General features: G+C 70.5%; 28 protein-coding genes. 10 read left to right on the forward strand and 18 right to left on the reverse strand.

Going from position 1 to position 26,308, the window contains the following annotated elements:
* The first annotated feature begins 26 nt into the window (after window positions 1-26).
* Together ACLZOT_RS38830 and ACLZOT_RS38835 are read left to right on the forward strand one after the other, a co-directional pair.
* Window positions 27-2,231, forward strand: coding sequence for an MMPL family transporter (locus ACLZOT_RS38830; RefSeq protein ID WP_416973875.1), 2,205 nt, complete (start codon window positions 27-29; stop codon window positions 2,229-2,231).
* A gap of 83 nt (window positions 2,232-2,314) precedes the next feature.
* Window positions 2,315-2,959: a formylglycine-generating enzyme family protein gene (locus tag ACLZOT_RS38835; protein ID WP_416973876.1), complete on the forward strand. Its 645-nt coding sequence runs from the start codon at window positions 2,315-2,317 to the stop codon at window positions 2,957-2,959.
* 25 nt (window positions 2,960-2,984) lie between these two features.
* On the opposite strand, the gene ACLZOT_RS38840 is transcribed toward ACLZOT_RS38835, so the two are convergent.
* Together ACLZOT_RS38840 and ACLZOT_RS38845 are read right to left on the reverse strand one after the other, a co-directional pair.
* Window positions 2,985-3,413, reverse strand: coding sequence for an RICIN domain-containing protein (locus ACLZOT_RS38840; RefSeq protein WP_416973877.1), 429 nt, complete (start codon window positions 3,411-3,413; stop codon window positions 2,985-2,987).
* Window positions 3,414-3,449: 36 nt separating this feature from the next.
* Entirely contained in the window at window positions 3,450-3,776 is a 327-nt protein-coding gene (locus ACLZOT_RS38845) for a helix-turn-helix domain-containing protein (protein ID WP_416973878.1), read from the reverse strand.
* Between the two features lie 178 nt (window positions 3,777-3,954).
* Here ACLZOT_RS38845 and ACLZOT_RS38850 point away from each other — a divergent pair, with 178 nt between their 5' ends.
* The 3 genes from ACLZOT_RS38850 to ACLZOT_RS38860 all read left to right on the forward strand — a co-directional run bounded on the left by ACLZOT_RS38850 (window position 3,955) and on the right by ACLZOT_RS38860 (window position 5,642).
* Window positions 3,955-4,221: a hypothetical protein gene (locus ACLZOT_RS38850; RefSeq protein ID WP_416973879.1), complete on the forward strand. Its 267-nt coding sequence runs from the start codon at window positions 3,955-3,957 to the stop codon at window positions 4,219-4,221.
* Window positions 4,222-4,308: 87 nt separating this feature from the next.
* The gene (locus ACLZOT_RS38855; RefSeq protein WP_416973880.1) at window positions 4,309-4,800 is read left to right on the forward strand and encodes a YbaK/EbsC family protein; all 492 of its coding nucleotides are present in this window, start codon (window positions 4,309-4,311) and stop codon (window positions 4,798-4,800) included.
* Window positions 4,797-5,642: an EamA family transporter gene (locus ACLZOT_RS38860; RefSeq protein WP_416973881.1), complete on the forward strand. Its 846-nt coding sequence runs from the start codon at window positions 4,797-4,799 to the stop codon at window positions 5,640-5,642. The genes ACLZOT_RS38855 and ACLZOT_RS38860 overlap by 4 nt, the downstream gene beginning before the upstream one ends.
* Before the next feature lies 1 nt (window position 5,643).
* Here the strand turns inward: ACLZOT_RS38860 and ACLZOT_RS38865 are convergent, their stop codons facing one another.
* From ACLZOT_RS38865 to ACLZOT_RS38885, 5 genes are all read right to left on the reverse strand, one after another.
* On the reverse strand, window positions 5,644-6,351 hold the full coding sequence (locus ACLZOT_RS38865; protein WP_416973882.1) for a TIGR03943 family putative permease subunit: 708 nt from the start codon (window positions 6,349-6,351) through the stop codon (window positions 5,644-5,646).
* The gene (locus tag ACLZOT_RS38870; RefSeq protein WP_416973883.1) at window positions 6,348-7,364 is read right to left on the reverse strand and encodes a permease; all 1,017 of its coding nucleotides are present in this window, start codon (window positions 7,362-7,364) and stop codon (window positions 6,348-6,350) included. The genes ACLZOT_RS38865 and ACLZOT_RS38870 overlap by 4 nt, the downstream gene beginning before the upstream one ends.
* 74 nt (window positions 7,365-7,438) lie before the next feature.
* On the reverse strand, window positions 7,439-8,596 hold the full coding sequence (locus ACLZOT_RS38875; RefSeq protein ID WP_416973884.1) for a serine hydrolase domain-containing protein: 1,158 nt from the start codon (window positions 8,594-8,596) through the stop codon (window positions 7,439-7,441).
* A 78-nt stretch (window positions 8,597-8,674) separates the two neighbouring features.
* Window positions 8,675-9,124, reverse strand: a complete 450-nt coding sequence (locus ACLZOT_RS38880) for an organic hydroperoxide resistance protein (protein ID WP_416973885.1) — start codon at window positions 9,122-9,124, stop codon at window positions 8,675-8,677.
* A gap of 139 nt (window positions 9,125-9,263) precedes the next feature.
* A complete protein-coding gene (locus ACLZOT_RS38885; RefSeq protein ID WP_416973886.1) occupies window positions 9,264-9,818 on the reverse strand; it encodes an NPCBM/NEW2 domain-containing protein in 555 nt (184 codons plus the stop codon).
* A 250-nt stretch (window positions 9,819-10,068) separates the two neighbouring features.
* On the opposite strand from ACLZOT_RS38885, the gene ACLZOT_RS38890 reads away from it, so the two are divergent.
* Window positions 10,069-10,917, forward strand: a complete 849-nt coding sequence (locus ACLZOT_RS38890; RefSeq protein ID WP_416973887.1) for an inositol monophosphatase family protein — start codon at window positions 10,069-10,071, stop codon at window positions 10,915-10,917.
* A 119-nt stretch (window positions 10,918-11,036) separates the two neighbouring features.
* Here the strand turns inward: ACLZOT_RS38890 and ACLZOT_RS38895 are convergent, their stop codons facing one another.
* The 4 genes from ACLZOT_RS38895 to ACLZOT_RS38910 all read right to left on the reverse strand — a co-directional run bounded on the left by ACLZOT_RS38895 (window position 11,037) and on the right by ACLZOT_RS38910 (window position 14,207).
* Window positions 11,037-11,504: a MarR family winged helix-turn-helix transcriptional regulator gene (locus ACLZOT_RS38895; protein WP_416973958.1), complete on the reverse strand. Its 468-nt coding sequence runs from the start codon at window positions 11,502-11,504 to the stop codon at window positions 11,037-11,039.
* 44 nt (window positions 11,505-11,548) lie between these two features.
* Complete coding sequence (locus tag ACLZOT_RS38900; RefSeq protein ID WP_416973888.1) at window positions 11,549-12,307, reverse strand: energy-coupling factor ABC transporter ATP-binding protein; 759 nt, start codon at window positions 12,305-12,307, stop codon at window positions 11,549-11,551.
* Window positions 12,295-13,056, reverse strand: a complete 762-nt coding sequence (gene cbiQ / locus ACLZOT_RS38905; protein WP_416973889.1) for a cobalt ECF transporter T component CbiQ — start codon at window positions 13,054-13,056, stop codon at window positions 12,295-12,297. The genes ACLZOT_RS38900 and cbiQ overlap by 13 nt, the downstream gene beginning before the upstream one ends.
* 92 nt (window positions 13,057-13,148) lie before the next feature.
* Entirely contained in the window at window positions 13,149-14,207 is a 1,059-nt protein-coding gene (locus ACLZOT_RS38910; RefSeq protein WP_416973890.1) for an energy-coupling factor ABC transporter permease, read from the reverse strand.
* Window positions 14,208-14,375: 168 nt separating this feature from the next.
* Here ACLZOT_RS38910 and ACLZOT_RS38915 point away from each other — a divergent pair, with 168 nt between their 5' ends.
* Window positions 14,376-14,708, forward strand: a complete 333-nt coding sequence (locus tag ACLZOT_RS38915; protein WP_416973891.1) for an SsgA family sporulation/cell division regulator — start codon at window positions 14,376-14,378, stop codon at window positions 14,706-14,708.
* A gap of 74 nt (window positions 14,709-14,782) precedes the next feature.
* On the opposite strand, the gene ACLZOT_RS38920 is transcribed toward ACLZOT_RS38915, so the two are convergent.
* The 5 genes from ACLZOT_RS38920 to ACLZOT_RS38940 all read right to left on the reverse strand — a co-directional run bounded on the left by ACLZOT_RS38920 (window position 14,783) and on the right by ACLZOT_RS38940 (window position 21,674).
* Complete coding sequence (locus ACLZOT_RS38920) at window positions 14,783-16,456, reverse strand: penicillin-binding transpeptidase domain-containing protein (RefSeq protein ID WP_416973892.1); 1,674 nt, start codon at window positions 16,454-16,456, stop codon at window positions 14,783-14,785.
* A gap of 272 nt (window positions 16,457-16,728) precedes the next feature.
* Window positions 16,729-18,354: a penicillin-binding transpeptidase domain-containing protein gene (locus ACLZOT_RS38925; RefSeq protein WP_416973893.1), complete on the reverse strand. Its 1,626-nt coding sequence runs from the start codon at window positions 18,352-18,354 to the stop codon at window positions 16,729-16,731.
* 143 nt (window positions 18,355-18,497) lie between these two features.
* Entirely contained in the window at window positions 18,498-19,493 is a 996-nt protein-coding gene (locus tag ACLZOT_RS38930; protein ID WP_416973894.1) for a carbon-nitrogen hydrolase family protein, read from the reverse strand.
* A gap of 120 nt (window positions 19,494-19,613) precedes the next feature.
* On the reverse strand, window positions 19,614-19,772 hold the full coding sequence (locus ACLZOT_RS38935) for a hypothetical protein (RefSeq protein WP_416973895.1): 159 nt from the start codon (window positions 19,770-19,772) through the stop codon (window positions 19,614-19,616).
* Window positions 19,773-19,919: 147 nt separating this feature from the next.
* Window positions 19,920-21,674, reverse strand: a complete 1,755-nt coding sequence (locus tag ACLZOT_RS38940; protein ID WP_416973896.1) for a dolichyl-phosphate-mannose--protein mannosyltransferase — start codon at window positions 21,672-21,674, stop codon at window positions 19,920-19,922.
* A gap of 136 nt (window positions 21,675-21,810) precedes the next feature.
* Here ACLZOT_RS38940 and rsmI point away from each other — a divergent pair, with 136 nt between their 5' ends.
* The 3 genes from rsmI to ACLZOT_RS38955 all read left to right on the forward strand — a co-directional run bounded on the left by rsmI (window position 21,811) and on the right by ACLZOT_RS38955 (window position 24,297).
* Window positions 21,811-22,665, forward strand: coding sequence for a 16S rRNA (cytidine(1402)-2'-O)-methyltransferase (gene rsmI / locus ACLZOT_RS38945; RefSeq protein ID WP_416973897.1), 855 nt, complete (start codon window positions 21,811-21,813; stop codon window positions 22,663-22,665).
* Between the two features lie 218 nt (window positions 22,666-22,883).
* Window positions 22,884-23,279 carry a hypothetical protein gene (locus ACLZOT_RS38950; protein ID WP_416973898.1) on the forward strand — a complete coding sequence of 132 codons (396 nt, stop codon included), beginning with the start codon at window positions 22,884-22,886 and terminating at the stop codon, window positions 23,277-23,279.
* A 136-nt stretch (window positions 23,280-23,415) separates the two neighbouring features.
* Window positions 23,416-24,297 (forward strand): TatD family hydrolase, encoded by an 882-nt coding sequence (locus tag ACLZOT_RS38955; RefSeq protein ID WP_416973899.1) that lies wholly within the window; start codon window positions 23,416-23,418, stop codon window positions 24,295-24,297.
* 197 nt (window positions 24,298-24,494) lie between these two features.
* Here the strand turns inward: ACLZOT_RS38955 and ACLZOT_RS38960 are convergent, their stop codons facing one another.
* Together ACLZOT_RS38960 and ACLZOT_RS38965 are read right to left on the reverse strand one after the other, a co-directional pair.
* Window positions 24,495-24,896, reverse strand: coding sequence for a hypothetical protein (locus tag ACLZOT_RS38960; RefSeq protein WP_416973900.1), 402 nt, complete (start codon window positions 24,894-24,896; stop codon window positions 24,495-24,497).
* Between the two features lie 517 nt (window positions 24,897-25,413).
* A complete protein-coding gene (locus tag ACLZOT_RS38965; protein ID WP_416973901.1) occupies window positions 25,414-26,151 on the reverse strand; it encodes a GntR family transcriptional regulator in 738 nt (245 codons plus the stop codon).
* Between the last annotated feature and the right edge of the window lie 157 nt (window positions 26,152-26,308).

Raw genomic sequence — 26,308 nt, forward strand, 5'->3', positions numbered from 1 at the left:
CCACGACTGACCGGGAGTACGCCTCCGTGGCCACGTTCCTCTACAAGCTGGGCCGGCTCGCCTTCAGGCGACGGCATTTCGTCGCCCTGATCTGGATCGCCCTGCTGACGCTCGCCGGCGTCGGCGCCGCGAGTGCCCCCGCTGCGGGCACCACCTCCTTCTCCATCCCCGGCACCGAGGCCCAGAAAGCCTTCGACCTGCTGGAACAGCGCTTCCCCGGCATGAGCGCCGACGGCGCGACCGCCCGCGTCGTCTTCAAGGCGCCCGCCGGGCAGTCGATGAACGACGCCGCGAACAAGGCGACCGTCGAGAAGACCGTCGCCGAGCTGAGGTCCGGCTCCGAGGTCGTCTCCGTCGCCGACCCGTACACCGGCAACGCCGTCAGCAAGGACGGTACGGTCGCCTACGCGTCGGTCAAGTACAAGGTCTCCGGCATGGAGTTGAAGGACTCCTCGCGCGACGCCCTCGAAGAGGCCGGCGACCACGCCCAGGACGCGGGCCTCACCGTCGAGATCGGCGGCGACGCCCTCCAGGCCACCCCGCACACCGGCGCCACCGAGATCATCGGCATCGGCATCGCGGCCGTCGTCCTCGTCATCACCTTCGGCTCGCTGATCGCCGCCGGGCTCCCGCTGCTCACCGCGATCATCGGCGTCGGCATCGGCGTCGCCACCATCACCGCCCTGGCCAGCGCACTTGACCTCGGCTCCACGACCTCCACGCTCGCCCTGATGATCGGCCTCGCCGTCGGCATCGACTACGCCCTGTTCATCGTCTCCCGCTACCGCGCCGAACTCGCCGAGGGACGCGACCGCGAGGAGGCCGCGGGCCGGGCGACCGGGACAGCGGGCTCGGCCGTCGTCTTCGCCGGACTCACCGTCGTCATCGCGCTCGCGGGCCTCGCCGTCGTCAACATCCCGATGCTGACGAAGATGGGCATCGCCGCCGCCGGTACCGTCGCCATCGCCGTCCTCATCGCGCTGACGATGATCCCCGCGCTCCTCGGATACGCCGGGAAGCGGATCCTGCCCGCCGGGGCGAAGAGCAAGATGCTCGGCGGCAACAAGGCCGGTAAGGCCGAGAAACCCAACATGGGGACGCGCTGGGCGAGTTTCGTCGTACGCCGCCCGATCGCCGTACTGGTGCTGGGAGTTGTCGGCCTCGGGGCCGTCGCCGTGCCGGCCGCCTCGCTCGAACTCGGGCTGCCCGACGACGGATCGCAGCCGACGTCCACCACGCAGCGCCGCGCCTACGACACGCTCTCCGAGGGGTTCGGGCCCGGGTTCAACGGGCCGCTGATGATCGTCGTCGACGCGAAGAACAGCAAGGACGCCGACGCCGCGTTCACCCAAGTCGGCGACGAGATCAAGAAGTTGAAGGACGTCACGACCGTCACGCCGGCCGCGCCCAACAAGGAGGGCGACACCGCGACGATCACCGTCATCCCGGGCTCCAAGCCGTCGTCCGTGAAGACCGAGGACCTCGTCCACGCGATCCGTGACAAGGGCGCGGAGATCAAGGCCGACACCGACGCGACGGTGCTGGTGACCGGGGTGACGGCGATGAACATCGACGTCTCGCAGAAGCTGAACGACGCGCTGATCCCGTACCTGATCCTCGTCGTCGGCCTCGCCTTCCTCCTCCTGATCGTCGTCTTCCGCTCGATCCTCGTGCCGCTCAAGGCCGCCCTCGGCTTCCTCCTGTCCGTCATGGCGGCGCTCGGCGCAGTCGTCGCGGTCTTCCAATGGGGCTGGCTGGCAGGGCTGTTGGGCGTCGAGGAGACCGGGCCCGTCATGTCGATGATGCCGATCTTCATGGTCGGCGTGGTCTTCGGACTCGCCATGGACTACGAGGTGTTCCTCGTGACCCGGATGCGTGAGGCGTACGTCCACGGCGAGGCGCCCTCGCAGGCCGTCGTGACCGGGTTCAAGCACGGGGCGCGCGTCGTCTCCGCCGCCGCCGTCATCATGATGGCCGTCTTCGCCGGGTTCATCGGCTCCTCCGAGTCCATGATCAAGATGATCGGGTTCGGGCTCGCCATCGCCGTCTTCTTCGACGCGTTCGTGGTCCGCATGGCGATCGTCCCGGCCGTCCTCGCGCTCCTCGGCAAGCGGGCCTGGTGGCTGCCCAAGTGGCTCGACCGCGCCCTTCCCAACGTCGACGTCGAGGGCGAGGGCCTGCGCACCGACGCCGACCGCGCCGCCAGGGACAAGGAGTTGGTCGGCGCATAACCCCGAGCCGCCGGTGAGGGTCCGTGGGGACGGGGAGCCCTCACCGGCACCAACTTCGCCCGCGTCGCTGCGATCATCTGTCCATGCGGTTACAGATGATCACGGTCGGCGCGGGCGAAGTCGTACTCAACGACCCGCGTACGGCGATGAGTTGGCCGGTGAAACTCGCCCCCTACGCCCTGTCCTCCTGCCCGGTCACCCGGTCCGACTACGCGGAGCTGACCGGCGCGGATCCCACCGACTCCAACCTCCCTGTCGTGGACGTCACTTGGCTGGACGCCGTCCGCTACTGCAACACCCTCTCCCTCGCCGAGGGCCTGCGGCCCGCGTACCGCTTCCTCGAAGGCGACGAGATAGAACTCCTCGACTCCTCCACCGGCTACCGCCTCCCCACCGAAGCGGAGTGGGAGTACGCCTGCCGCGCCGGTACGTCGGGTCCCCGCTACGGCGCCCTGGACGACATCGCCTGGCACCGCGCCAACTCCGGTGAACGCATCCGGGAAGTGGGCACGCGTGAGCCCAACTCCTGGGGTTTCCACGACCTGTTGGGGAACGTCTGGGAGTGGTGCTGGGACCTCTACGACCCCGAGGTCTACGACACCTACCGCGTCCTGCGGGGCGGCGGCTGGTTCGACGAACACTGGAGCTGCCGGGCATCGGTACGGCGCCGGAGCCATCCGACGTACGCCGTGGACGATGTGGGGTTCCGGGTGGCGCGGTCGGTCTGAACGGAGGGGCAGGCGGTCGGGTTCCTCATCCGCGGGGGGCCGGCGGCGGCGTCAGTTCGATCAGGAAGTCCTGGTCGGGGGCGCCGGAGCAGCGGCCCTGCACGATCTCCGTTCCGGTTGCCGTGTCCTGGTCGCGCAGGCTCAGGCACCAGCCGGTGTCGAGCGGGCGGATGCGGAAGTGCTTGGCCGCCGACGGGCCGAAGGGGTCGATGCGGAACTGCTGGGTTCGGTCCGTGTCGGCACAGTCGTCGCGGGGTTCCAGAAGGTTTCGGCCCGGGCCTGTGCGCAGGACCGTCAGGCAGCCGACGCCGTACTCCGGATGGTGCCACTGGATCTGTACGAGGTCCCTGCCGACGGGTTCGAGGTAGAGCAGCGGCAAGTCCGGTGCGCCGCAAGGGCGTTGAGCGGCCACGGCGGTCTCGTGACCGCCGGTCCGATCCTTGCCCTCGGTCACGCACAGCGCGGGCGTGCGCGCGGGGTGGATCCGGGCTCAACTCCCCACGGCCGGCATGCGCAGCCCGGTCACCGGAACGGCGGGCACGCCGGCCGCGATACGGCGGTGCGCCCGGAGCCACAACTCCGTCTCCTCCTCCCCGAGTCCGCAGGCGCGGGCGAACGTGTCGACGAACCGTTCGCGGGGACGAGTCGCGCGGCCGAGCGTGGTCGCGATGGTGCTCGCGGGCAGGCTGTCGGCCAACGCCGTTGCCTTGCTCTCCAGTTGCCGGCAGGTGAGTCCGGACCAGATCCGCAACGCGCGCAACGCCTCGACGAACTCGGCGGGTGTGCCTGTCAGTTCGGGACGCGGCGGCTCGTTCATGATCCCAGCGTGTCCCAGCGGGCGGGGACCGGACGACCCGGAAACCGGCCCTGTTCGAACCTGTTCCGAACGTACGCGAACGCCGTTTCCCCTTGTCGGCGGCACGGCTCACGCGGCCACGTACTCGGTCAAGTCCGGAACCTCGGCAGCAGGGGGATACGGCAGGGCCGACGTGCGGATGTCGGGCAGTTCGTTCGAACTCGTGGCCTGTGACGGGGGAGCAGGCGACGGTTACCGCGCTGTCGCGTACATCTGGAACAACTCGGGCTTCTCCCACTACAAGCACGCCGCACGGGGCAGCGGGATCTGCGAGACGGAGGGCTGGGAGTACCTCCCCAGTCCTGCGGCAGGGACCTACCACCTCCAGATCTGCCTGCGCGACGGGGCCGGCGGATCCGACTTCGCCTGCCGGCTCACGTCGTTCTCCTGCAACGGCGTCGGGTAGGCCCCGGCCGACAGGCCCGGCAGATCGTGCCGGGCCTGTCGGCAATCTCTTCGCCTGCGCCTTACATCTACCGCTACCGTGCCGTTCATGACGACGACAGACGCACACCCCCTGTTCGCCCAGGCCCTTCAAGACATGGGGCTCGACGAGGTGTTGGGGAAGGTGCGGAGGTATCCCGAGGGGGCGCGGACGGCGGTCGAGGCGGCGGAGGCCGTGGGGTGTCAACTGGGGCAGATCTGCAAGTCGTTGGTCTTCGCCGCTGACGGCGTGCCGGTGCTGGTGCTGATGGACGGGGCCTCGCGGGTCGATGTGGGGCTCGTGCGGGGGGTGTTGGGGGTCGGGAAGGTCAGCCGGGCCGACGCCAAGGTCGTGCGCGAGGTCACGGGGTACGCCATCGGCGGTGTGCCCCCCTTCGGACACCGCACCCGGACACGCGTGTTGGCGGATCGCGGGCTGCTCGTGCACGACGAGGTGTGGGCCGCCGCCGGGAATCCGCACGCCGTGTTTCCCATGGATCCGAAGGAGTTGGTGCGGCACGCCCAGGCGACCCTGGTCGACGTACGGGAGTTGGCCTCGTGACGCCTGCCGTCACCGGCGCGGTGCTGCTCGCCGCGGTGACGCACGCCTGCTGGAACGCGCTCGCCCACAAGATCCCCGACAAGCTCGTGGGGCTCGCGCTGATCTCCGGCGGGGGAGCGGTCCTCGGGTTCCTCGCGGCGCCCTTCGTGGGGTTCCCGGATGCCGGTGCCTGGCCGTACCTGCTCGCCTCGGCGGTCATTCACATCGCCTACTTCGCCCTGCTCATGCGGTCGTTCAGGATCGGTGACTTCGGGCAGGCGTACCCCATCGCGCGGGGCAGCGCGCCGCTGATCGTGACACTGCTGGCCGCGCTGTTCGCGCACGAGGTACCGGACGGGTGGGGTGCCGCCGGAATCGCCCTGTCCTGTACGGGACTTACCGGGGTCGCCCTCTGGGGGCTACGGGGGCGGCGGCCCAACTGGGCAGCGATCTGGGCGGCGTTGGGGACAGGGTGCACCATCGCCGTGTACACCGTCGTCGACGGGCTCGGCGTCCGCGCCTCCGGTTCCTCGCTCGGGTACATCGCCTGGCTGATGGGCGTGCAGGGGCTCGTCCTGCCCGTGTACGCCTGGGCGCGCTGGCGCGGAGAGACCCTCGCCCGGCTCAGGCCGTACGCCGCGGTCGGCACCGTCGGTGCCGTACTCTCCTTCGCCGCCTACGGGTTGGTCCTGTGGGCCCAGACCCGCGCCGAACTCGCGCCGATCGCCGCGCTGCGGGAGTCGTCGATCATCGTGGGCGCCGCGATCGGGGCGGTGTTCTTCAAGGAACGGTTCGGGGTGCCGAGGATCGTCGCGGCCGGTGTTCTCGTCGTGGGCATCGGACTGATGTTGCACAGCGCGTAGTTCAGGTGATCGGCAGTGCGTCCTGGTAGCCGTTCGAGGGTCGGTCGATCTTCTTCAACGTCCGCCCGTCCAGGGCGATTTCGGCCGAGGACGTGCCAAGTGCCCCGGCCGCGTGCCACGTTCCCGTCACCGACACCCACGTGTCCGCCTTCGGCGGCTCGACCCCGTACACCTTCACCTTCACCGACTGCGCGTCCGCCGCGCAGCAGCTCAGGATCAGCCGGGTGAGGTACCAGTGGTCCGGCGAGGAGGACGGGGTCACGAAACCCGTCATCGTGACCGGGCGCTTGGCGATCGTCTTCGTACGGTCCTGCTGGACCCGCGCCGTGAAGTCGCCCAGCGTGATCGGCAGCGGGGACGTCGCGGGCAGCGGGTCGAAGCCGTCGTCCGGCGCCACGACGACCGCCTTCGCCGTTTCCCTGGACGCCGTGTACGAGCCCAGCTCCGGCGGCGCGTACACCAGCAGGCTCAGCGCCGGGAGGAACAACAGCCAGGCCACCGGCGGGACATGGGCGCCGTGGGCGTCGCGGTGCCGGTACGCCGACCACGCCTCCGCGAGCCCGAGCAGCAGCAGGACGACGCCGGAGAGGACCAGCAGCGGACGCATCCCCTCCTTCACGTACCGCAGGAACACCTCGGTGAACAGGGAGACTTGGAGGAGCCCGGCGCCGGTCAGCGCCAACAGGGCGGCCTGGAGTACGCGTTTCACAGGAGGGTCTCTCCGATCACTACCGCGCACAGCACCGCCACGACCGTCGTCGCCGCCGAGAACCGTACGGCGAACGCCCGGCCGAACGTGCCGGCTTGGAGCGCGATGAGCTTCAGGTCGACCATCGGGCCGACCACCATGAACGTGAGGCGCGCGGTGGGCGAGAAGCCGGTCAGGGAGGCCGCGACGAAGGCGTCCGCCTCCGAGCAGACGGCGATGACGATGGCCAGCAGAGCGAGGAACAGCACCGACAGCCAAGGGGAGTTGGCGAAGGTGTCCACCCAGGTGCGGGGCACGGCGACGTTGAAGGTGGCCGCCGCCATCGCCCCGATCACCAGGAACCCGCCCGCGTGCAGGAAGTCGTGCTGGAAGCCCTCCCTGAACTCCGCCCAGCGGCTGCGCCCTTGCTCGTGACCCGTGTGCCGTACAGCCGGCTTCAGCCACTCCGTGCGGCCGAACCGCAGCCACAGCCAGCCCATCACGCAGGCCGCCGCGAGCGAGGCGAGCAGCCGGGCGAGGACCATCATCGGGGCGCCGGGGAACGCAACTGCCGTAGCGGTGAGGACGATGGGGTTCACCGCCGGTGCCGAGAGCAGGAAGGCGAACGCCGCCGCCGGGGCGACTCCCCTGCCGATCAGGCTGTTCGCCACCGGCACCGAGGCGCACTCGCAGCCCGGGAGGACGACTCCCGCGACCCCGGCGACCGGTACGGCCAGTGCCGGGCGCTTCGGGAGGGCCCTGCGGAACACCGACGCCGGGACGAACGCGTTGATCGCCCCCGACAGGGCCGTACCGAGCAGGAGGAACGGCAGGGCCTGCACCGTCACCGAGAGGGCGACTGTGCGCCATGCCTCCATCGCCGGGGAGTCACCCCAGCGGCCCAGTACGACGAGGAGGGTGCCGGGTACTACCGCCGCGGCCAGCAGGAGGAGGGGTCCGTGGCGCGGCCACGGAGGGGGTTCGGGCACGGGCAGTTCGTCGACCGCGCGTTCCTCTGTCGTCGTCGGCCCCATGCCCGCCCCTGCCGGTCCTCACATGTCCTCCACATGTTCCGACCAACATACCGGGGCCGACGCACGGGTCTCACTCACCCCGGCAGTGACTCACGTACCGCTCTTACCAGCGCCTGCGGCCTCGGGTCGGCGGTCACCGTCCTGCGGAAACCGTTCGTGACGTACCCGAACGCGATGCCCGACTCCGGGTCCGCGAACGCCAGCGGGCCGCCCCGGCCCGGGTGGCCGAAGGATGTCGGGGCGAGGAACGGGGACGCCGGGCTGTGCAGCATGTACCCCAGGCCGAAACGGGAGTTGACGACCAGGACGCGGTCCTGGCCCGACGACTCCTGCGCGCGGGCCAGTTCGATCGTCTCCGGGGTGAACAGGCTTGGTACGCCGTCCAGTTCACCGATGAGTGACGCGTAGATCCGGGCCAGGCCGTCCGCTGTCGCGAACCCCGTCGAACCGGGCAACCGCGCCGCGCGGTACGCCGGGTCGTTCTCGTCGGCGTCCACGATCGCGCCGAACGCCCGCCGGGTCAGGGAGTCCGGGTTCGCGTACGCCTCGGTGATCGCCGGCTTCGGGCGCGACCTCAGCGTGCCCGCCGCCTCCGTCGTCGTCTCCACCATCGCCGTACGGCCCGCCCGCCACGCCTGCTCCGGCGGGAGGCCCAACCAGAAGTCGGCGCGCGCCCGCCCGGCGATCTCCGTCGCGATGAACTCCGCGATCGGGCGGCCCGTCACGCGGCGGACCAGCTCGCCGGTCGTCCAGCTGAAGGTGTGCGGGTGGTAGCCGTGCGCCGTGCCCGGCGTCCAGACGGGGGTCTGCGCCGCGACCGCCGCCGCGCCGATGTCCGGGTCCGCGGCCTGGGCCGCCGTGAGGGGGTGGTCCAGTACGGGGACGCCGGCCTGGTGGGAGAGGAGGTGGCGGACCAGGGTGTGGTCCTTGCCGGCCGCCTTGTACTCCGGCCAGTACGTGCCCACCGGGGCGTCCAGGTCCAGGGTGCCGCGCTGGTGGAGCAGGAGGAGGGCCGCGGCGGCGACGCCTTTCGTGGCCGAGCGGACGATCTGGGCCGTGCCCTCACCCCAGGGGGTTACGCCGTCCACGTCCTGTGTGCCGTACCAGAGGTGTACGACTCTACGACCGTGGTGGTACACCGCCACCGACGCGCCCCGGTCGCCCAGGGTCTCGAAGTTCCGCGCGAACGCGTCTCTCACCCGTTCGTAGCCCTCGGCAACCGTGCCGTTCACCGCAGTCCTCTCGGCTCGCCCTTCGATGCGTCCTACAACATTCTGGGCGAGCCGGTGATTCCTGGGGGGTGCGGGATGTCAGCCGAGGAGAATCGTTACGTCGATGTTCCCGCGGGTCGCGTTCGAGTACGGGCAGACCTGGTGGGCGGCGTCCACCAGCTGGGACGCGATCTCGGCGTCCAGGACGGGGAGGGAGACGCTGAGGGCTACCGCCAGGCCGTAGCCCTTCGTCCGGTTCGGGCCGATGCCGACCTTCGCGGCGACGGTCGAGCCCGTCAGGTCGTAGCCGGCCCTGTTTCCGACGAGGATCAGCGCGTTGTGGAAACACGAGCTGTAGCCCGCCGCGAAGAGCTGTTCCGGGTTGGTGCCGTTGCCGTCGCCGCCCAGCTCCGGGGGCATCGCCACCTTCAGCTCTATCTGGCCGTCCTGGCTGGTCACGTACCCGTCCCGGCCGCCGTGCGCCGTCGCCTCCGCGACGTACATGATCTTCGTCGGGCGTGTGTCTGTGACAGCGGTGCCTTCTGTCATGGCGGGACCTCCCCCGGGTTGGCCAGTTACCTCGTGCACAAGGTACTGGCCGGTAGGTAGGTGAGGTGGGGGTGGGGGTGGTAACCGGGGGTAACGCGAGGTGGGGGGTGTGGAGATAGGTGGGGGGAAGGGTGGGGGTCTAGGAGAGGGTCGGGTTGCCCAGCACGATCCAGGTGTCGCCGCCGTAGCAGCCGTCGAACTTGTACGAGACGGTCAGGCGCAGGGCGTTGTCGAGTTTCAGGTTCAGCGCTCTGGTCCTGCCCAGGGCCAGCGAGCCGTGGAAGAGGGTGCTGTCGTCGGCGGTGACCGTCAGTTCCGCCGTGGTCACCGCCGAGTTGTCGTCCAGGCCGGCCGTAGCTCTCAGGTACTTCCAGTCCCGGCCGAGGTTGTACTCGACGCTGCCCCGGCTCGGGCACATGCGGGTCGAGACGAGGGAGTCGGCGTAGTCGTCGCCGCTCAGGGAGGCGCTGTCCGCCTCGAAGCTCGCGTTGTCGAGGGGCGTGAGTGTGGTGAGCGGGACCCCTTCGGAGGCCGGGGACGGGGTGGGTGTCGGGGGTGGGGTGGTCAGGGGTGAAGTCGTAGGGGGCGGTGGGGAGTTCGAGGGGCGGGGCGTCGACTGCGGTGCGCTGGACGCCGGTGGGGCCGATGTCTTGGTGTTGCCGTCCTTCGCCGAGGTCGCGACGATCGTGGCCACCGTTCCCACCACCGGGACCACGATGCCGATCACCCACCAGGCCCAGCGCGGTGGATGCGCCGACGAGCCCGGCCGGTTCGGTGTCCGGGAGTCGTCTCCCGGCTCTGGCTGTCCAGTTGTCCGCGACACGTATCGACTCCCCCAGAAAGAAACGGTGTTGGTGTCCTGTGCACGCGCCTCGCCGGTCTCCCGTTCCCCGTCCCGGGTATCGGTATGCCTGGTTCCGGTGCGGGCTGGGCAGGAGGTGCGTATGAGCATCGACCGTGTGCTTCCCCCGGCCGACCCCTCCCTTCTCGACTTCGCTGTGCGGCTTGCCGTGCGGGTCGGGCGGGTTTCTCGTGAGCGGTTTCTCGGTGGGGGGTGGGGGGTTCGGCGTAAGGGGGACGGGAGTGAGGTCACCGATGTCGATGTCGAGGTCGAGGAGGTGATCCGGGAGGCGTTGGGGCGCAGGGCTCCTGGGGACGGGGTTTTCGGGGAGGAGGGTGGGGATGATCCGGGGTCGTCCGGGCGGCGGTGGATCATCGATCCCGTCAACGGGACCGCCAACTTCGTCCGGCGGGTTCCTCTGTTCTCCAACGACCTTGCCTACGAGGACGAGTTCGGGTCCGCCGTCGGGGTGGTCGGGATGCCGATGAGCGGCGAGATCCTTGCTGCTGGGCGGGGGTTGGGGTGCTGGGTGTTCAGCGGGCCCGAGTACGAGATGAGGGATGCCCGGCGGGTTCGGGTTTCCGGGCGGGGGGAGTTGGACGGGGCCCGGGTGCAGGCGCACAACTTCGGGGCCTGGGACGGGGAGTTGCTGGCCGCGCTGCATCGGCGGGTGCTGTTGGTGCCGTCCACCGGGTGTATGGCCGCTGTGGTGACTGGGCGTGCGGATGCGGCTGTTATCGCCGGGCCCGCGATGGGGTACGAGGACATCGCGACCATGCCGGTGATCGTGAGTGAGGCGGGTGGGCGGATCAGTGATCTGCGGGGGGTGGATGTGTTGAGGGGGGACAGGTCTGTGCTGGTGTCCAACGGGGTGTTGCACGAAGCGTTGTTGGAGTTGGTGGGGGAGGGGGCGCACAGCCGGGATCTGGGGGAGTTGCTGGGTGGGGGGTGAGTCGTCGGGTGGGGCGCGGTGGGGTGCCGGGCGGGGCGACCCGCGTTCACCGACCCGCGTTCACTGGCCCACCTTCACCAACTCGCCTTCGCAGCAGCCTTCTTCACCACGTCCCCTCTTCACCTCCCCCTCTCCGCCGCCCCCTCCGCCCTCTCCGTCAACCCCCACAGCTCCGCCCGCAGCCGCTCCACTTCCGCCCCGTCCAACCCCGTCGCCGACAGCAGCGCGCCCGGCACCCGCTCCGCCCGCCCTCGCAGTTCCTCGCCGCGCCCCGTGCAGGAGACCAGGACGGACCGCTCGTCACGGGGGGAACGCGCACGCTGGATCAGCCCCGCGCCCTCCATCCGTTTGAGGAGCGGCGACATCGTGCCGTAGTCCAGGTGGAGGGTGGACGACAGGTGCTTGACCGTCGTCTCGCCCTGCTCCCAGAGGGTCATGAGGACGAGGTACTGGGTGTACGTGAGCCCCAGCTCCTCCAGAAGGGGCCGGTACGCGGCGGTCACCGCGCGCTGCGCGGCGTACAGAGCGAAGCAGAGCTGATCATCGAGCCGCAACGAGCCCCGGGCCCCGGCCCCACCGGCCCCCACAGCCGCCGCTTCCCCGCCGCCCCGCCCCCGGCTCTCCTCGTTCGTCACGCCCCCATTGTTGCGGAGCGCGGATCGAAGCCGAACGGCAGCTCCAGGCGATGTGCTCGCATCAGGTCGGGGTCCGAGAGGAGTTCGGATGTGGGGCCGTCCGCCGCGATCACCCCTTCGCTGAGGATCAGGGCGCGGGGGCACAGTTCGAGCGCGTAGGGGAGGTCGTGCGTGACCATCAGGACCGTCACGTCCAACGAACGCAAGATGTCGGCGAGTTCACGCCGCGACGCCGGGTCGAGGTTGGAGGACGGTTCGTCGAGGACGAGGATCTCCGGGGACATCGCCAGGACCGTGGCGACCGCCACCCGGCGGCGTTGGCCGAACGACAGGTGGTGCGGCGGGCGTTCCTTGAAGTCGGCCATGCCGACCTGGTCGAGGGCCTCGTCCACGACCTTCTCCAGCTCCGCGCCCTTGAGGCCGGCGGCGGCCGGGCCGAAGGCGACGTCCTCGCGGACCGTCGGCATGAAGAGCTGGTCGTCGGGGTCCTGGAAGACGATGCCGACCTTCCGGCGGATTTCCGCCATGTGGCGTTTGTCGACGGGGAGTCCGGCGACCGTCACCGTCCCCGCACCCCCGGTGAGGATGCCGTTCAGGTGCAGGACGAGGGTTGTCTTGCCCGCCCCGTTGGGCCCGAGCAGCGCGACCCGTTCGCCGCGCGCGATGCCGAAGTCGACGCCGAACAGGGCCTGATGACCGTCGGGGTACGCGAACGCGAGGCCGGAGACCTCAAGAGATGCCGTCACAGGGTCCATCCCAACAGACATACGGCGAGTGCCGCGACCGGCAGGGCCAACGCGTACGACCATTGCGCGCGCGAGGCGTCGACCTGGTCGATGACCGGCATCGTCCCCGCGTACCCCCGGCTGATCATCGCGAGGTGCACCCGCTCACCCCGCTCGTACGACCGGATGAACAACGCCCCCGCGGACTTCGCGAGCACCCCCCAGTGCCGAACTCCCTTCGCCTCGAACCCCCTCGACTCCCGCGCGATCCGCATCCGCCGCATCTCGTCGGTGATGAGATCCCCGTACCGGATCATGAACGAGGCGATCTGTACGAGGAGTTGGGGCAGCCGGAGCCGTTGCAGACCGAGCAGCAGCTCGCGCAACTCCGTGGTGGCCGCGAGCAGTACGGACGCCGCCACCCCCAACGTCCCTTTCGCGAGGACGTTCCACGCCCCCCACAGCCCGTCGACGCTGAGCGACAGGCCCAGGACGTCGACGCGTGAACCCTCCGCGACGAACGGCATCAGCACGGCGAACGCGACGAACGGCACCTCGATGAGCAGCCTGCGCAACAGGAACCCGGCGGGTACACGCGCGGCGTACGCGACGACGCCCAGCAGCACCCCGTACACCGCGAACGCCCACATCGCCTCGCGCGGCGTCGACACGACGACCACGACGAACGCGAAGACGGCGGCGAGCTTGGTGTGGGGCGGGAGCGCGTGCACCGGCGTGGGCCGCTTCAGGTAGAGCCGATGGGCATGCCCGGCACCCATGTCAGAAACCGCCCGTCCTGAAACCATCCGGCCGACAACCGCCCGCCCCGGAGCCGCCCGGCCGGTGACCGGCCGCCCCACAACCGCACATCTCACGAACTCCCGCTACCAGCCGCCGCGTTCACACTCTCGGTACGCCGCCTGCGCACCGCCCAGAACACCCCGCTCCCGGCGACGACGGTCACCGTCACGCCGATCACCCCCGCGAGCCCGCCCGAAAGCCGGGCGTTCTCCACGTCCTTGACCCCGTAGTCCGCCAACGGCGAATCCGCGGCGGCGTGTTCCTCGACCCGCGTGTCGAGTCCCTTGTCGGCGGCGACCTTTTCGAGACCGTCGGGATCGGCGGAGGCGTAGAAGCTCACAACTCCCGCCAGCAGCAAGGAGGCCGCCAGCCCGCCGACCCACAGATTCCGCCGGGACACGGCCGGAGCCGGGGCCGGTGACGAGGGCGTCGTGTCCACCAACTCCCCGCCCACCCGCAACTTCAACGGCGCCTGAAGCCCCCGAGCCCCGTACACGAGGTCCGGCCGCACGGCGATGACCGCACCGACGGTGAGCGCCGTGATCGCCGCCTCCCCGATCCCGATCAGCACGTGCACGCCGATCATCGCGCCCGCGACCTTGTCGATGGAGACGTCCGTGGTCCCGCCGATCGCGTACAGCAGCGTGAACGCGGCGGCGGCGGCCGGCACGGACAGCAGCGCGGCGACGAAGGACGCGGCGGTGACCGTACGGCGGTTCCCCAGACTCCGGGGGAGGACCTTCACCAGGCCCCGGAAGACGGCGTACGCGACGACCGTCGTCACGACCGCCATGTCCGTGATGTTGACGCCGAGCGCGGTGAGGCCGCCGTCCGCGAAGAGAATGCCCTGCATCAGCAGGACCACGGAGACACACAGCACCCCGGTATAGGGGCCGACGAGTATCGCCGCGAGCGCGCCTCCCAGGAGGTGTCCGCTCGTCCCCGCCGCGACCGGGAAGTTCAGCATCTGCACCGCGAAGATGAACGCCGCGACCAGCCCGGCCAGGGGAGCCGTGCGCTCGTCCAGTTCCCGGCGTGCGCCGCGCAGGGACACGGCGACCGCGCCCGCCGCGACGACTCCGGTCACGGCGGAGGTCGGGGCGTTGATGAATCCGTCAGGTACATGCACCGTCCGATGATGTGGCCTGTTGCGAAGCTCTTGCAAGAGCGGTCACTGAGCAAATCTTCACACCGGGACAATCCCTGCCTGGTCTGTAAATAGGAAAATATGCGACATTGGTTAAAGAAGCGGTCGCACAGCTTCCGCACAGGTCACGCACCGTAAGGGGCCTAGTCGATGTCGGTAGTCGAACAGCACGCACGCGCCCATATCGTCACCGACGAGGATCTGGTCGAGGCGGAGCGCGAGGCCGTACCCGTAGTACTCAGGTACGACCCCGACGACGACCCCCGCGCCGTACGCGTCGACCTTCCCGGCGCCCACCGCATGACCGTCTCCCGCACCCTCCTGGAACAGGGCCTGCGCGCCCCGGCCGGTACCGGAGAGGTACGGGTATGGCCCTGCGGCCGGGTCCAGGCGGTGGTGGAGTTCCACTCGGCGGAGCACGTGGCGGTCGTGCAGTTCGAGTCGAAGACGCTGGTGAGGTTCCTGCGGAAGACGTACGCCTAGGGAGCTACCCCCGCAGAGCTACCCCGAGAGGCGTACCCCCGCAGATCTACCCCGCAGGGCCTACCCCTCCCGAGCTACCCCATCTTCAGCAGCGCAGCGACAATCGGCCCCGCCGTATCCCCACCGTGCCCACCCGCCTGCACAACCCCCGCCGCCGCCAGATCCCCGGCGTACGCGGTGAACCACCCGTTCGCCTTCTCCTGGCTGTCCACCTCGGCGGACCCCGTCTTCGCCCCGAAGTCCCCGCTCATCCCGGACATCGCCTCGGCGGCCGTCCCGTACTGGGCCGTGTACTTCATCAGCTCACGCAACTGGCCGAGCGTCGACGCCGACATCGTGCGCGACGCCGTCGCGAGCCGGCGGCCGTCGAAGGACGGCGCGACCAGGTACGGCTGGTGGAACGTGCCGGACTTGACCGTCGCCGACACCGACGCCATGTTCAGCGGGTTCATCCGCACCCCGCCCTGCCCGATCAGCGACGCCCCCATCTGCGCGGCCTTCTGCACCGGCACGGACCCGTCGAAGGTCGGCACTCCCACCGACCAGTTGTCCATGGACAGCCCGAACACCTGCTGCGCCTGCTTGGTGAGGCTGTCGTTGTCCAGCTCCGGCGCCTGGCTGATGAAGGCCGTGTTGCAGGACCGCGCGAAACTCGCCTTGAACGTGCCCTTCTTGATCTCGAACTCGTCGTCGTTCTGGAACTTCCAGCCGCCGTACGTGAAGTACTTCGGGCAGGGGTGCTCCTTGTCGGCGGACGCGAGCCCCTTCTCGATCAGCAGCGACGACGTGATCACCTTCATCGTCGACCCCGGCGCGAGCGAGCCGAGGAAGCCGACGTTGAAGCCCTTGCCGTTGTTCGCGACGGCGAGGATCTCGCCGGTCGACGCCTTCATGACGACGACGGACGCGCGCGCCTTCGCCGCGACCTGCTTCTCCGCGGCGGCCTGCATCGACGGGCTGATCGTCGTCTTCACCTCGCCCGGCGTGCCCTTGCTCATCTCCAGGACCGTCTTGTCGGACAGGTCCAGCTTCTTCGACGCCGCCCCGCGCACGACCCGCAGCTCGACGCCCGCCTTGCCGCCCGCCTTCTTGCCGTACTTCTCGCGCAGCCCGTCCAGGACCGACGCCAGCGACGGGTACGCCTTCGCCGTCAGCTCCTGCCCGTCCCGGTCCAGCGCCTTCACCGGCGGGGTCCCGGACTCGCCGGTCACCAGCCGGTCGCCGTCCGCGAGGTCCGGGTGGACGACCGACGCGTGCCAGTCGACCTCCGGCTCGCCCGTCGTCGTACTGCGTACGACCGTCAGCGCGCTCGCGTACGCCAGCGGCTTGCTCGCGTGGTCGAACGACACCGTGCCCTTCACGGCGAACGGCACCTTCGCGCCGACCGCCGGGCCCGGAGTGAGGGTCACGGCCGAGATCCGCGCGTCCTTCGCGTACGAGGTGAGCAGCGCCGTCGCCGCCTTCGCGTCGTCCGTCGCGGCTGCCGCCCGCGCGACCTCGCCCCGCTGCCAGGACGTCAGGAACGCCGTCGACGCGGAGGTCACCTCGGCGGCCGTCAGGGGGCCCGTCTTGATCTTGGGCTTGCTGTCGGAGGACGCCGCCGTACCGCTCTCGGCCGCCGCGCCGCCGCCGTACAGCGCGTACACGCCGAAGGCCGCGCCGCCGAGGACCACGGCCGCCATGCCGCCGACGACGGCCGGCCGCCGCTTGCTCGCACGCGTCTCCTCGACGCGCCTTCTCTTGCCCACGTACGTGACCTCCGCGCTCCCCGGGGACCCCACTGCCCTCACCCACCCCAACGACGGTGACCAGCCTAGGGTCCCCAGCTGCGCGGGTGACGTGCTTGTGACCTCAGCCACCGGTCCGTAGCGGGGTTGTGACAACGGGGGCGGGTGAGGCGGGTGTTGCGGGGTACGGCATGCGTTCACGGTAGGCGGCGGGGTCCGGCGGGGGTGAGCGTTTCCGGGAACGCGTCCTTAAGGGGAGGGTTTCTGCTACTGCCCCCACCCCGCTGCTGCCCTCACCCCGCCTTCAGCACACTCACCACGATCGGCCCCGCCGCATCCACCCCGTGCCCCCCGCTCTGCACCATCGCCGCCGCCGCGACATCGCCCCGGTACGCCGTGAACCAGCTGTCCGACGTGGCGTTCCCGTCCGTCTCCGCCGAGCCCGTCTTCGCGCCGATGTTCCCGCCGCCGAGACCGGCCATGACGCCGGCGGCGGTCCCGCTGACGGCCGTCCGGCGCATCATCGCGCGCAGTTGCTGCGAGGTGGAGTCGGACAGGCCCTGCGCGGTGGCCAGCGTGCGCCGGTCGAAGGAGACCGGGACCAGGACCGGCTGCCGGAAGGTGCCCGTCTTCGCGGTGGCCGTCACGGACGCCATGTTCAGCGGGTTGAGCTGCACCTTGCCCTGGCCGATGAGGTTCGCGGCCTTGTCCGGCCCGGAGACCGCCGGGACCTCGCCGTCGACGGACGCGATGCCGATCTTCCAGTCGCCGCGCCCGATGCCGAACTTCTCCTGCGCCTCCCGCGTGAGCGAGTCGTCCGACAGGTCGTCGGCGTACTTGATGAAGGCGGTGTTGCAGGAGCGCGCGAAACTGCTCGACAGACTCGCGCCCTCGTCGGGTTTCATGTTCGTGATGTTGTGGAAGGTCTGCCCCTCCCACATCGCGGTGTCCGGACAGGGCGCGGGCCCGTTCGCCGTGGTCAGACCGCTGTCGATCAGCGTCGCCGCCGTCACGATCTTCATCGTCGAACCGGGCGGACGCGCCCCCGACACCGCCGAGTTGAAGCCGTTCGCCGTGTTGTTGGCGATCGCCAGGATGTCGCCCGTACTGGGCTGGACCGCGACCACCGACGACTCCGGGTACCGCTTCACCGCCGTCTCCGCCGCCGCCTGCACGCTCGCGCTGAGCGTCGTCTCCACCTTGCCCGCCCTGCCCTCGGCGAGCGTCACGAGCGTCTTGTCGGGCAGGTCCCCCTGCGCGTGCTTGACGACCAGCTCCACGCCCGGCGTGCCGCCCGCCTGGGCCGCGTACTTCTGCCGCAGCGCGTCCAGCGTGCTCCCCAGCGAGGGGTACTTCTCCGCCGTCAGCACCTTCCCGTCCCGGTCCACCGCCTCGATCGGCGGCGCCCCCGAGTCCCCCGTCACCAGCGTGTCCGTCGCGCTCGTCAACGCCGGATGCACCACCGCCGGCTTCCAGTCCACCAGCGCCCTGCCGGTCGTGACACCGCGTACGACGGTGAGGCTGGTGCTGTACGTCAGCGGTTTCGACACGCTGCCGTACGACACCGTCGCGTCGACCCGGTACGGCACGGTCGCCCCCGTGATCGTCCCCGGCGTGATCCTCACACCGGAGATGTGCGCCTCGGTGCCGTACGCCGTGAAGAGCGGGCCCGCGACGCCGGCGTTGTTGGTCAGCCCCGCGGCGACGCTCGCCTCGCCCTTCTCCCACGCCGCGAAGAACGCCTTCGACGTCTCCTTGACCTCCTCGCCGCTGGGCGGGCCGGTCTTCACCGGCGCGGGCCCCTTCGCGCTCGACCCGCCGTCCACCGCGGACAGCAGGTTGTACGCCCCGTACCCGGCGCCCCCCACCATCACGGCGAACACCGTCCCGACGACGGCGACCTTGACCCCCTTGGCCATCCCGCTTCCTTCCCCGGTTCCCCCATGGGCCTTTTGAACACGTTCAGAAGAGCCCCTCTGCCTCGCACTGTATGCGCGGTGAGGGGCTCCTGTGACCGGTGTATACGGAAAGTTGTCCGAATGGAGATGAGCGCGAAGGGCCGCTAGAAGCCCGCCGTCCGGTCCTCGCTGCGCGGGTCGTCCACCTGGTGCGCCGTGTAGATGCCCGAGCGCGCCTCACGACGCCAGGGGCGGCCGTAGGCCACCGCGTCCGCGGCCGCCTCGGAGCTGTCGTCGAGGTCCACGACGGCCACCGACGGCGAACCGTCCGCGTGGCACCGGGCGAGCCACTCCCCGTCGGGCGCGGCGACGCCGGACGGTGTGCCGTGCCACGCGGGCACGGAGAAGCTCACCCAGTAGCTGTTGACCGTGGCATGGCCCTGCGCCTGGGCCGCGGTGTTGCCCGGCGTGCCGCTGGTCGAGAACAGGACGCAGTCCACGTCCAGTTCCTCGTACTGTGCGAACAGCTCCGGGTAGTGGATCTCCATGCCGAGCAGGCAGCCGAAGCGCACGCCGTCGACCTCGAAGGTCACCGGGGAGACGCCCGGCGCGTACATGTACGTGACCTTCGTCCTCGACAGCAGGCGCTCGTCGTACCGCGTGACGACCTCGCCCGCGTCGGAGATCACGTAGAGGCTGTTGTGCGGACGGTTCGCGCCGGTCAGGCGGTGCGCCGACGCGATCACCGTCCACAGCCGCAGCTCCCGGGCCAGCCCGGCGATCTCGGCCAGCTCCGCCTGGAGCACGGCCCATCGGCACCGGTCCCAGTCCGCCGGACCGACCGCGTCCGGGCCGTCCACGGACATCACGAACTTGCCGGGAAAACAGATCGCCCCCTCCGGGAAGTGCACGACCCTCGCTCCCCGGGCGGCCGCCTCCCGCATCAGCGCGCGCACCTCACGCCCGCTCTCGCGCAACGCGTCCCCGTCCCGGGGGTCTTCGCGTACGGGGGTCTGCGCCACGGCGAGCCGCACGCTCCTGTGACTCCCCGCGTCTCCCGGGGGAGCCGGACGGAAGTGCCTGAGGGCCGACGTGTAGGACTCACCGGTCTTCGCGGCGCGGGCGCGCACCTGGCGCTTGAAATTCCTGCGGGCTGTCATCGCTGCCTTCCACGTCCCGAGCGACAGCTCCCCAGCAACCTCGCCCAGGACGATCGGGCTGCGACAACGGCCTGAGACGCTGGTCCCTTTGCCTCCGACGGGGGACCGTGCTGGGGACGGTCACGGGAGGTTCGGCGTAGGCCACGCAGTCGGCATCCTGCCGCCGCTCGCGGTCTTCGTCAACGCCCGCGCGCCCCGCGGCTGGCTGTACAACTCCCAGTAGCGCTCCGCGACGTCGTCCGGATCGAAGGCCGCGCCGGGGGCGACCGGGCCGTCCACGGTGATGCCCTAGGCGAGGGCGACGACGTCCAAGTCCTTGCCGACTGCCCCACGTTCATCGGGGGACTGCGCCGCGAGCGGGCCCGGATCAGTGAGGCCGTCGATCAGTTGGAGGCGTCGCGACGGACGCTGTTCTCGGCATGGCGCCTACACCCACGTGTCCAGCCACATCCGAGCCCGCCAGTCGTCTATCGGCATCGCCGTCCCCGTGTACAGCGGCCAGAAATAGATGAAGTTCCAGGCGATGAGCAGCACGAGAACCCCCGCCCCCGTCGCCCCGATCACCCGGCGGTTGTCCGAAGACCCCGGTGGCCCGGCGAGGGCGCCGATCAGCATTGCGAGGGCGAGGCAGAGGAAGGGGAGGAAGACGTCGGCGTAGAAGAAGAAGATCGTGCGCTCCTGGTACATGAACCAGGGGAGGTACCCGGCGGCGATGGCGCCCGCGATGGCGCCCGCCCGCCAGTCGCGGCGGAAGAACCAGCGCCACAGGACGTAGAGGACGGCGAAGCAGGCGGCCCACCACAGCAGGGGCGTGCCGAGGGCGAGGACCTCGCGGGGGCACTTCTCGGCGACGCCGGAGGGGCAGCCGGCGACGCCGGGGGACGGGGTCTCGTAGAAGAAGGAGACGGGCCGGCCGAGGACGAGCCAGCTCCAGGGGTTGGACTGGTAGGAGTGCGGCGAGGTGAGGTGGGTGTGGAACTTGTACACCTCGTGCTCGTAGTGCCACAGGCTGCGCAGCCAGTCGGGCAGCCAGGTGAAGGCGCCGCCCCGGCCGTCGGTGGCGGCCCAGTTGCGGTAGTACCCGCCGGTGCCGTCGGCGGGGGAGAGGATCCACCCGGTCCAGGAGACGAGGTAGGTCACAAGGGCTACGGGTACGGTCGCGAGGAACGCGTACCCCGTGTCGTACCGCAACACCGCCTGGTACGGGTGACGCGCGCCCGCGACCCTGCGCGTACCGGCGTCCCACAGCAGTGCCATGAGGATGAACGCGGCCATGAAGTAGAGGCCGTTCCACTTCGTGCCGATGGCGAGGCCGAGCATGAGACCGGCGGCCCAGCGCCAGGGGCGCCATCCGAAGCGGAAGTGATCCCCTACTGAAGTACTAGGGCGGTAGCGCCCGTCGGCGTCCGGCGTCAGCGACGCCGCGAGTTTCTCGCGCGCCTTGTCCCGGTCGATCACCAGGCAGCCGAACGCGGCGAGGACGAAGAACATGAGGACGCCGTCGAGCAGGGCCGTGCGGCTCATCACGAAGTGCAGGCCGTCCACGGCCATCAGCGCGCCCGCGAGGCAGCCGAGGAACGTCGAGCGCAGCAGGCGCCGCCCGATCCGGCACAGCAGCAGCACGGACAGCGTGCCGAGCAGCGCCGTCATGAAGCGCCAGCCGAAGGGGTTGAAGCCGAAGAGCAGCTCGCCGAGGCCGATGACGTACTTGCCGACCGGCGGGTGGACGACGTACGAGGCGCCGGCCGGGACCGGCACGTCGCCGTTCGTGTTGAGGATGAGGGCGTTGACGTTCTTGTCCCAGTTGACCTCGAAGCCGCGGTGGACGAGCGCCCACGCGTCCTTCGCGTAGTACGTCTCGTCGAATATCACCGCCTTCGGGCTGCCCAGGTTCCAGAACCGCAGCAGGCCCGCGAGGACCGTGACCAGCAGCGGGCCGATCCACGCCGACCAGCGCGTCAGCCAGGCCGAGAGCCGGTAGGAGACGCCGAGCGCCTCCCACAGCCGGGGGCTGGGCTCGGCGTACGCGGGGACCAGCCGCTCCCGTACGTCCGCGACCGGCCGGCCCTGGTACCCGAACCGGCGCAGCCGCTGCGGCCACGACAGACGGCCGGCCCGCTCGTCTTCGTCGAGGGGGGGCCGGTGTTCCGTGGAGTCCGTGGAGGACGCGGTACTGGTCACCGCGCCATCGTAGGGAACAGGTCTGTGTGAGTCCCGTGCTTGGCCCGAACCGGCGGTGATCGGGCCGGGCCCGCACGCTGCGAGGACGGTGCCCGCGCCCTGCGAGGACGGTCCCGGCTCCTGCGAGGATGGGCGGGTGACAACGAACCCCGCCACCCTCGTCCTCGCCGGCACCCCCATCGGAGACATCACGGACGCGCCGCCCCGCCTCGCGCGGGAACTCGCCGAGGCCGATGTGATCGCCGCGGAGGACACGCGGCGGCTGCGGCGGCTGACTCAGGCGCTCGGCGTAACTCCCAGGGGGCGGGTGGTGTCGTACTTCGAGGGGAACGAGTCGGCTCGTACCCCGGAGCTGGTGGAGGCGCTGGTAGGGGGCGCGCGGGTACTGCTTGTGACCGATGCGGGCATGCCGTCCGTGTCCGACCCCGGGTACCGGCTCGTCGCCGCCGCCGTCGAGCGGGACATCCGCGTCACCGCCGTACCGGGGCCCTCCGCCGTCCTCACCGCGCTCGCGCTGTCCGGGCTGCCCGTCGACCGGTTCTGCTTCGAGGGGTTCCTGCCGCGCAAGGCGGGCGAGCGGCTGTCGCGGCTGCGGGACGTGGCCGAGGAGCGCCGTACGCTCGTCTACTTCGAGGCGCCGCACCGGCTCGACGACACCCTCGCCGCGATGGCCGAGGTCTTCGGTGCGGAGCGCCGGGCGGCCGTCTGCCGGGAGCTGACCAAGACGTACGAGGAGGTACGGCGCGGGGGGCTCGGGGAGCTGGCGGAGTGGGCCGCGGAGGGCGTACGGGGCGAGATCACCGTCGTCGTGGAGGGGGCGCCGGAGCGGGGGCCCGAGGAGCTGGACGCCGGGGAGCTGGTGCGGCGTGTGCAGGCCCGGGAGGCTGCCGGGGAGCGGCGTAAGGAGGCCATCGCCGCGGTCGCCGTCGAGGCCGGGATCGCCAAGCGGGTCGTGTTCGACGCGGTCGTCGCCGCCAAGCACAACACCTGACGGCCGGCGTCCGTTTTATGCCGTCGTGGGCTTCATGTCTTAGCAAAGCGGTGTCTTCGAAGGCAAAGCCCAGCCGTCCCTGCCGACCCCTTCGGCAAGGAAACGCCAAATCGCGTCCAACAAAGAACAGGGCGGGTACCGGGCGGGGCCTCCCGGGCGTCCACTGAAGTGGAGGGACAGACAGGACGTCCCCCGGTCAGCGGACCTAAGGAGCTGGCATGAGCGAGATTTCAGGGCGTACCGGCCTGCGCGACGGAGCGACGGCCGTGGTCAACGAGTCCTACTCCTTCGCCTGCATGCGCTGCGGGCACGGCTGGGAGCAGTCGTACGAGATCGAGCACCACACCGACGCGGACGGCCACACCTTCGTGATGTACGTCGCCGAGGGCAAGGTCGTCCCCTCCCCCCTCTCCAGCCCCGCCTGCCAGAACTGCGACGGGCACCTGGTGCGGATCATGCGGGCGGGCCAGGTGTCGTCGGTACGGGAGGCCGCGCGCCGGCCGTCCAAGGTGCCGGCGGCGCGGACGGAGACGGCCCAGCCTCCGGCCGAGCCGCGCGAGCCGCACCACTGGCATCTGTCGGACCTGCTGCACCCGTTCCGCAAGGCGAGCTGACGCGGACGGGGGGCGCCGGTTCGGGACGCCGGGGGAGCTGTCCTCGCCGGTGACGCTCCCTTCCGGCCGGCGCGGGCAGGGGTGCCGCCGAGGAAACCGTTCTCCCCGGTGACACCCCCTTCCGTAGGATCGGGACATGCCTGCGAACGCCTCCGGCAAGAACGCCGCCCCGCCGCTCCCCGAACCCCTCCGGGTGCCCGTCGCCGACTCCCACACCCACCTCGACATGCAGTCGGGGACGGTGGCGGAGGCGTTGGCCAAGGCGGCGTCCGTCGGGGTGACGACGGTCGTGCAGGTCGGGTGCGACGTACGCGGCTCCCGCTGGGCGGCCGAGACGGCGGCCGCGTACGACGCCGTGCACGCGGCCGTCGCCCTGCACCCCAACGAGGCGCCCCGCATCGTCCACGGCGACCCCGACGGCTGGTCCCGCCAGGGCGCGCGCAAGCCGGGGGGCCGGGCCGCTCTCGACGAGGCCCTCGCGGAGATCGACCGGCTCGCCGCGCTGCCGCACGTGAAGGGCGTCGGGGAGACGGGCCTCGACTACTTCCGCACCGGGCCCGAGGGCAAGGAGGCCCAGGAGGCGTCCTTCCGCGCCCACATCGAGATCGCCAAGCGCCACGACAAGACCCTCGTCATCCACGACCGTGACGCCCACGACGACGTCCTGCGCGTCCTGAAGGAAGAGGGCGCCCCGGACCGTACGGTCTTCCACTGCTACTCCGGCGACGCGGACATGGCCCGGATCTGCGCCCGCGCCGGCTACTTCATGTCCTTCGCGGGGAACGTCACCTTCAAGAACGCCCAGCCCCTGCGGGACGCGGTCGCGGTGGCCCCCCTGAACCTCCTCCTCGTCGAGACGGACGCCCCCTTCCTCACCCCGGCCCCCTACCGGGGCCGCCCCAACGCCCCCTACCTCATCCCGGTCACCGTCCGGGCGATGGCCGAGGTCAGGGGGGTCGACGAGGACACGCTCGCGGAGGCGGTGGGGGCGAACACGGGTCGGGCGTTCGGGTACTGAGACGGGAAACGGCCCTTACTCCAGGGCGTACTCCGCCGAGCGGGCCGTCGAGCCATGACGTGGAGACGGTGGGTGCTCCCTCGTCGACGCCGAGCGCGAGGGTGATGACCTGGGGTGCGGGGGCGCGGCACAGTGACCACCGTTCCGATTCCGGGGACCGATTCGTCAGACGTCGGACAGACAGCGACCCGGAGGGTCTACAGAGGGCGGACGAAGGCTCGGGAGCCCGCGTGGAAGAACACCGTGAAGCCGAACTGCGACAGCCCCTCGGGGCGGTCCTGCCACCGCTCGACACGGGCGATCTCCGGGGACTCGGACGCGCCGATCACACCGATGAGCCAGACGTCCGCCGCGGCGCCGGTCTCCGGAACCGGCGCGGAGAACGGGGTGTCCTTGACCGAGCTTTCCTCGTGGTCGTGCTTCTCGCCGTCGGCCAGTTGGCCGGTGATCTGCCAGTGCTCCTCCTTGCCGTCCCGCGTCAGCGCGATACCGAAGGGACGCTTGCTGTCACCGCTGTCGGCGAGGGACTGGACGCGACCGACTCCCGGCGTGTTCTTGACGACGTCGATCAGCCAGTCCTGGAAGCGCGCGGGTCGCATGGGGTCCTTCTTCCGGTCAGATGGGGACGAGCCAGCCTAGAAGCGACGGATGACCGACATGCCGATATCGGCAAACCCGCCGAGGGATCAACCGCGCCGAAGCGGAGACGAAGTCCCGGCACCGGGCTCGGCCCGACGGCGCGCAATGCCGTCCCACGGCCCTGTGACCCCGTCCTGTATCGAATGCGGGCGACGGCAGACCGCACCGGCAGGACGTGCGACCCGGAGCCCACCCCCTCATTCGAACGGCACCCTGAGTAGCCGAGTCGCTTTGGAGAGTCACGTAGTACCCGCTAGGTTCTGTGGGCCCGATTGACCCCCGCCCCTTGGAGCGTGTCGGTGTGAGCAGTCCGCAGTCCACGTACGCACCGCAGTACGAGCCGCCTGTCGTGGAGGGCGAATATCCGGGCGACCGGCCTTCTTCGGGGCAGCCGTACGAGGCATCGCGACTGTATGAGGCGCCGCAGCCGATGATTCCCCGGCGTCGGGTCGCCGGGCGGCTGAAGGCGAGCGGCCCTCACTCCAGGTCGTACTCCGCCGAGAGTGCGCGGTCCGCCCCGATGAAGTCGACGGCGTACTCGATGACGTTCCCGTCCTGGTCCCAGTAGTGGTTGGTCATCACCAGCGTGAGCGAACCGGCCTCGGTCCCGAGGAGCTCTGCGAGTTCCTCCGGGGCCGGGGTCAGGGTCACCGTGTCCCTCCGGCGGACGGCTCGCCGCCCGGTCCGTTCCTCGATCAGGCCGAACGTCATCTTCGGGAGGGGGCCGGCCTCCAGGAGTTCGGGGGCCGTCTCGCCGAGCGTGCCGTCGAGCCATGACGTGGAGACGGTGACGACGCCCTGTTCGTCGAGGTAACGCCGACACCGTCGGACGGTGGGCGCTCCCTCGTCGGCGCCGAGCGCGAGAGCGACGTCCTGCGGCGCGGGGACGAGATCCGCGCTCACGATCTCGACGCGTTCTCCCTGTGTGAAGCCGGTTCCGCCCGCCCTGAGCAGGTGAAGCCGGTCAGAACCTGCGGTGAGTTTGCGCGGCACAGTGACCACCGTTCCGATTCCGGGGACCGATTCGACGTGCCCTTCCGCCCTGAGTACGGCGGCGACGCGGGTCGCGGTGGCGGTGGTGACGCCCTCGGTCCGCATGATCTCGCGGACCGACGGGATGTGGTCTCCAGGACGGAGCTCACCCCGCTCGATCTGCTCGCGGATCTTGGCGGCGATGCGCTGGTACGGCGGCAGCGCCTGCGGGTTCCCGGCCATCTGACGACTCCTGTTCTAGAGCACTTTGAAGCACCCCCTTGACCGTGCGAGGTGCTCTAGAGCATCTTAGAACTGCTGGCGGGCGCTGAACAGGTGAAGCCCGGTCGGGCACACACGCCTGCGCCTTCGCGAGCAGATCCCCCTGATCACGCGAAAG

The organism is Streptomyces sp. 4F14 (assembly GCF_048159485.1).
In the GTDB taxonomy this organism is placed as follows: domain Bacteria; phylum Actinomycetota; class Actinomycetes; order Streptomycetales; family Streptomycetaceae; genus Streptomyces.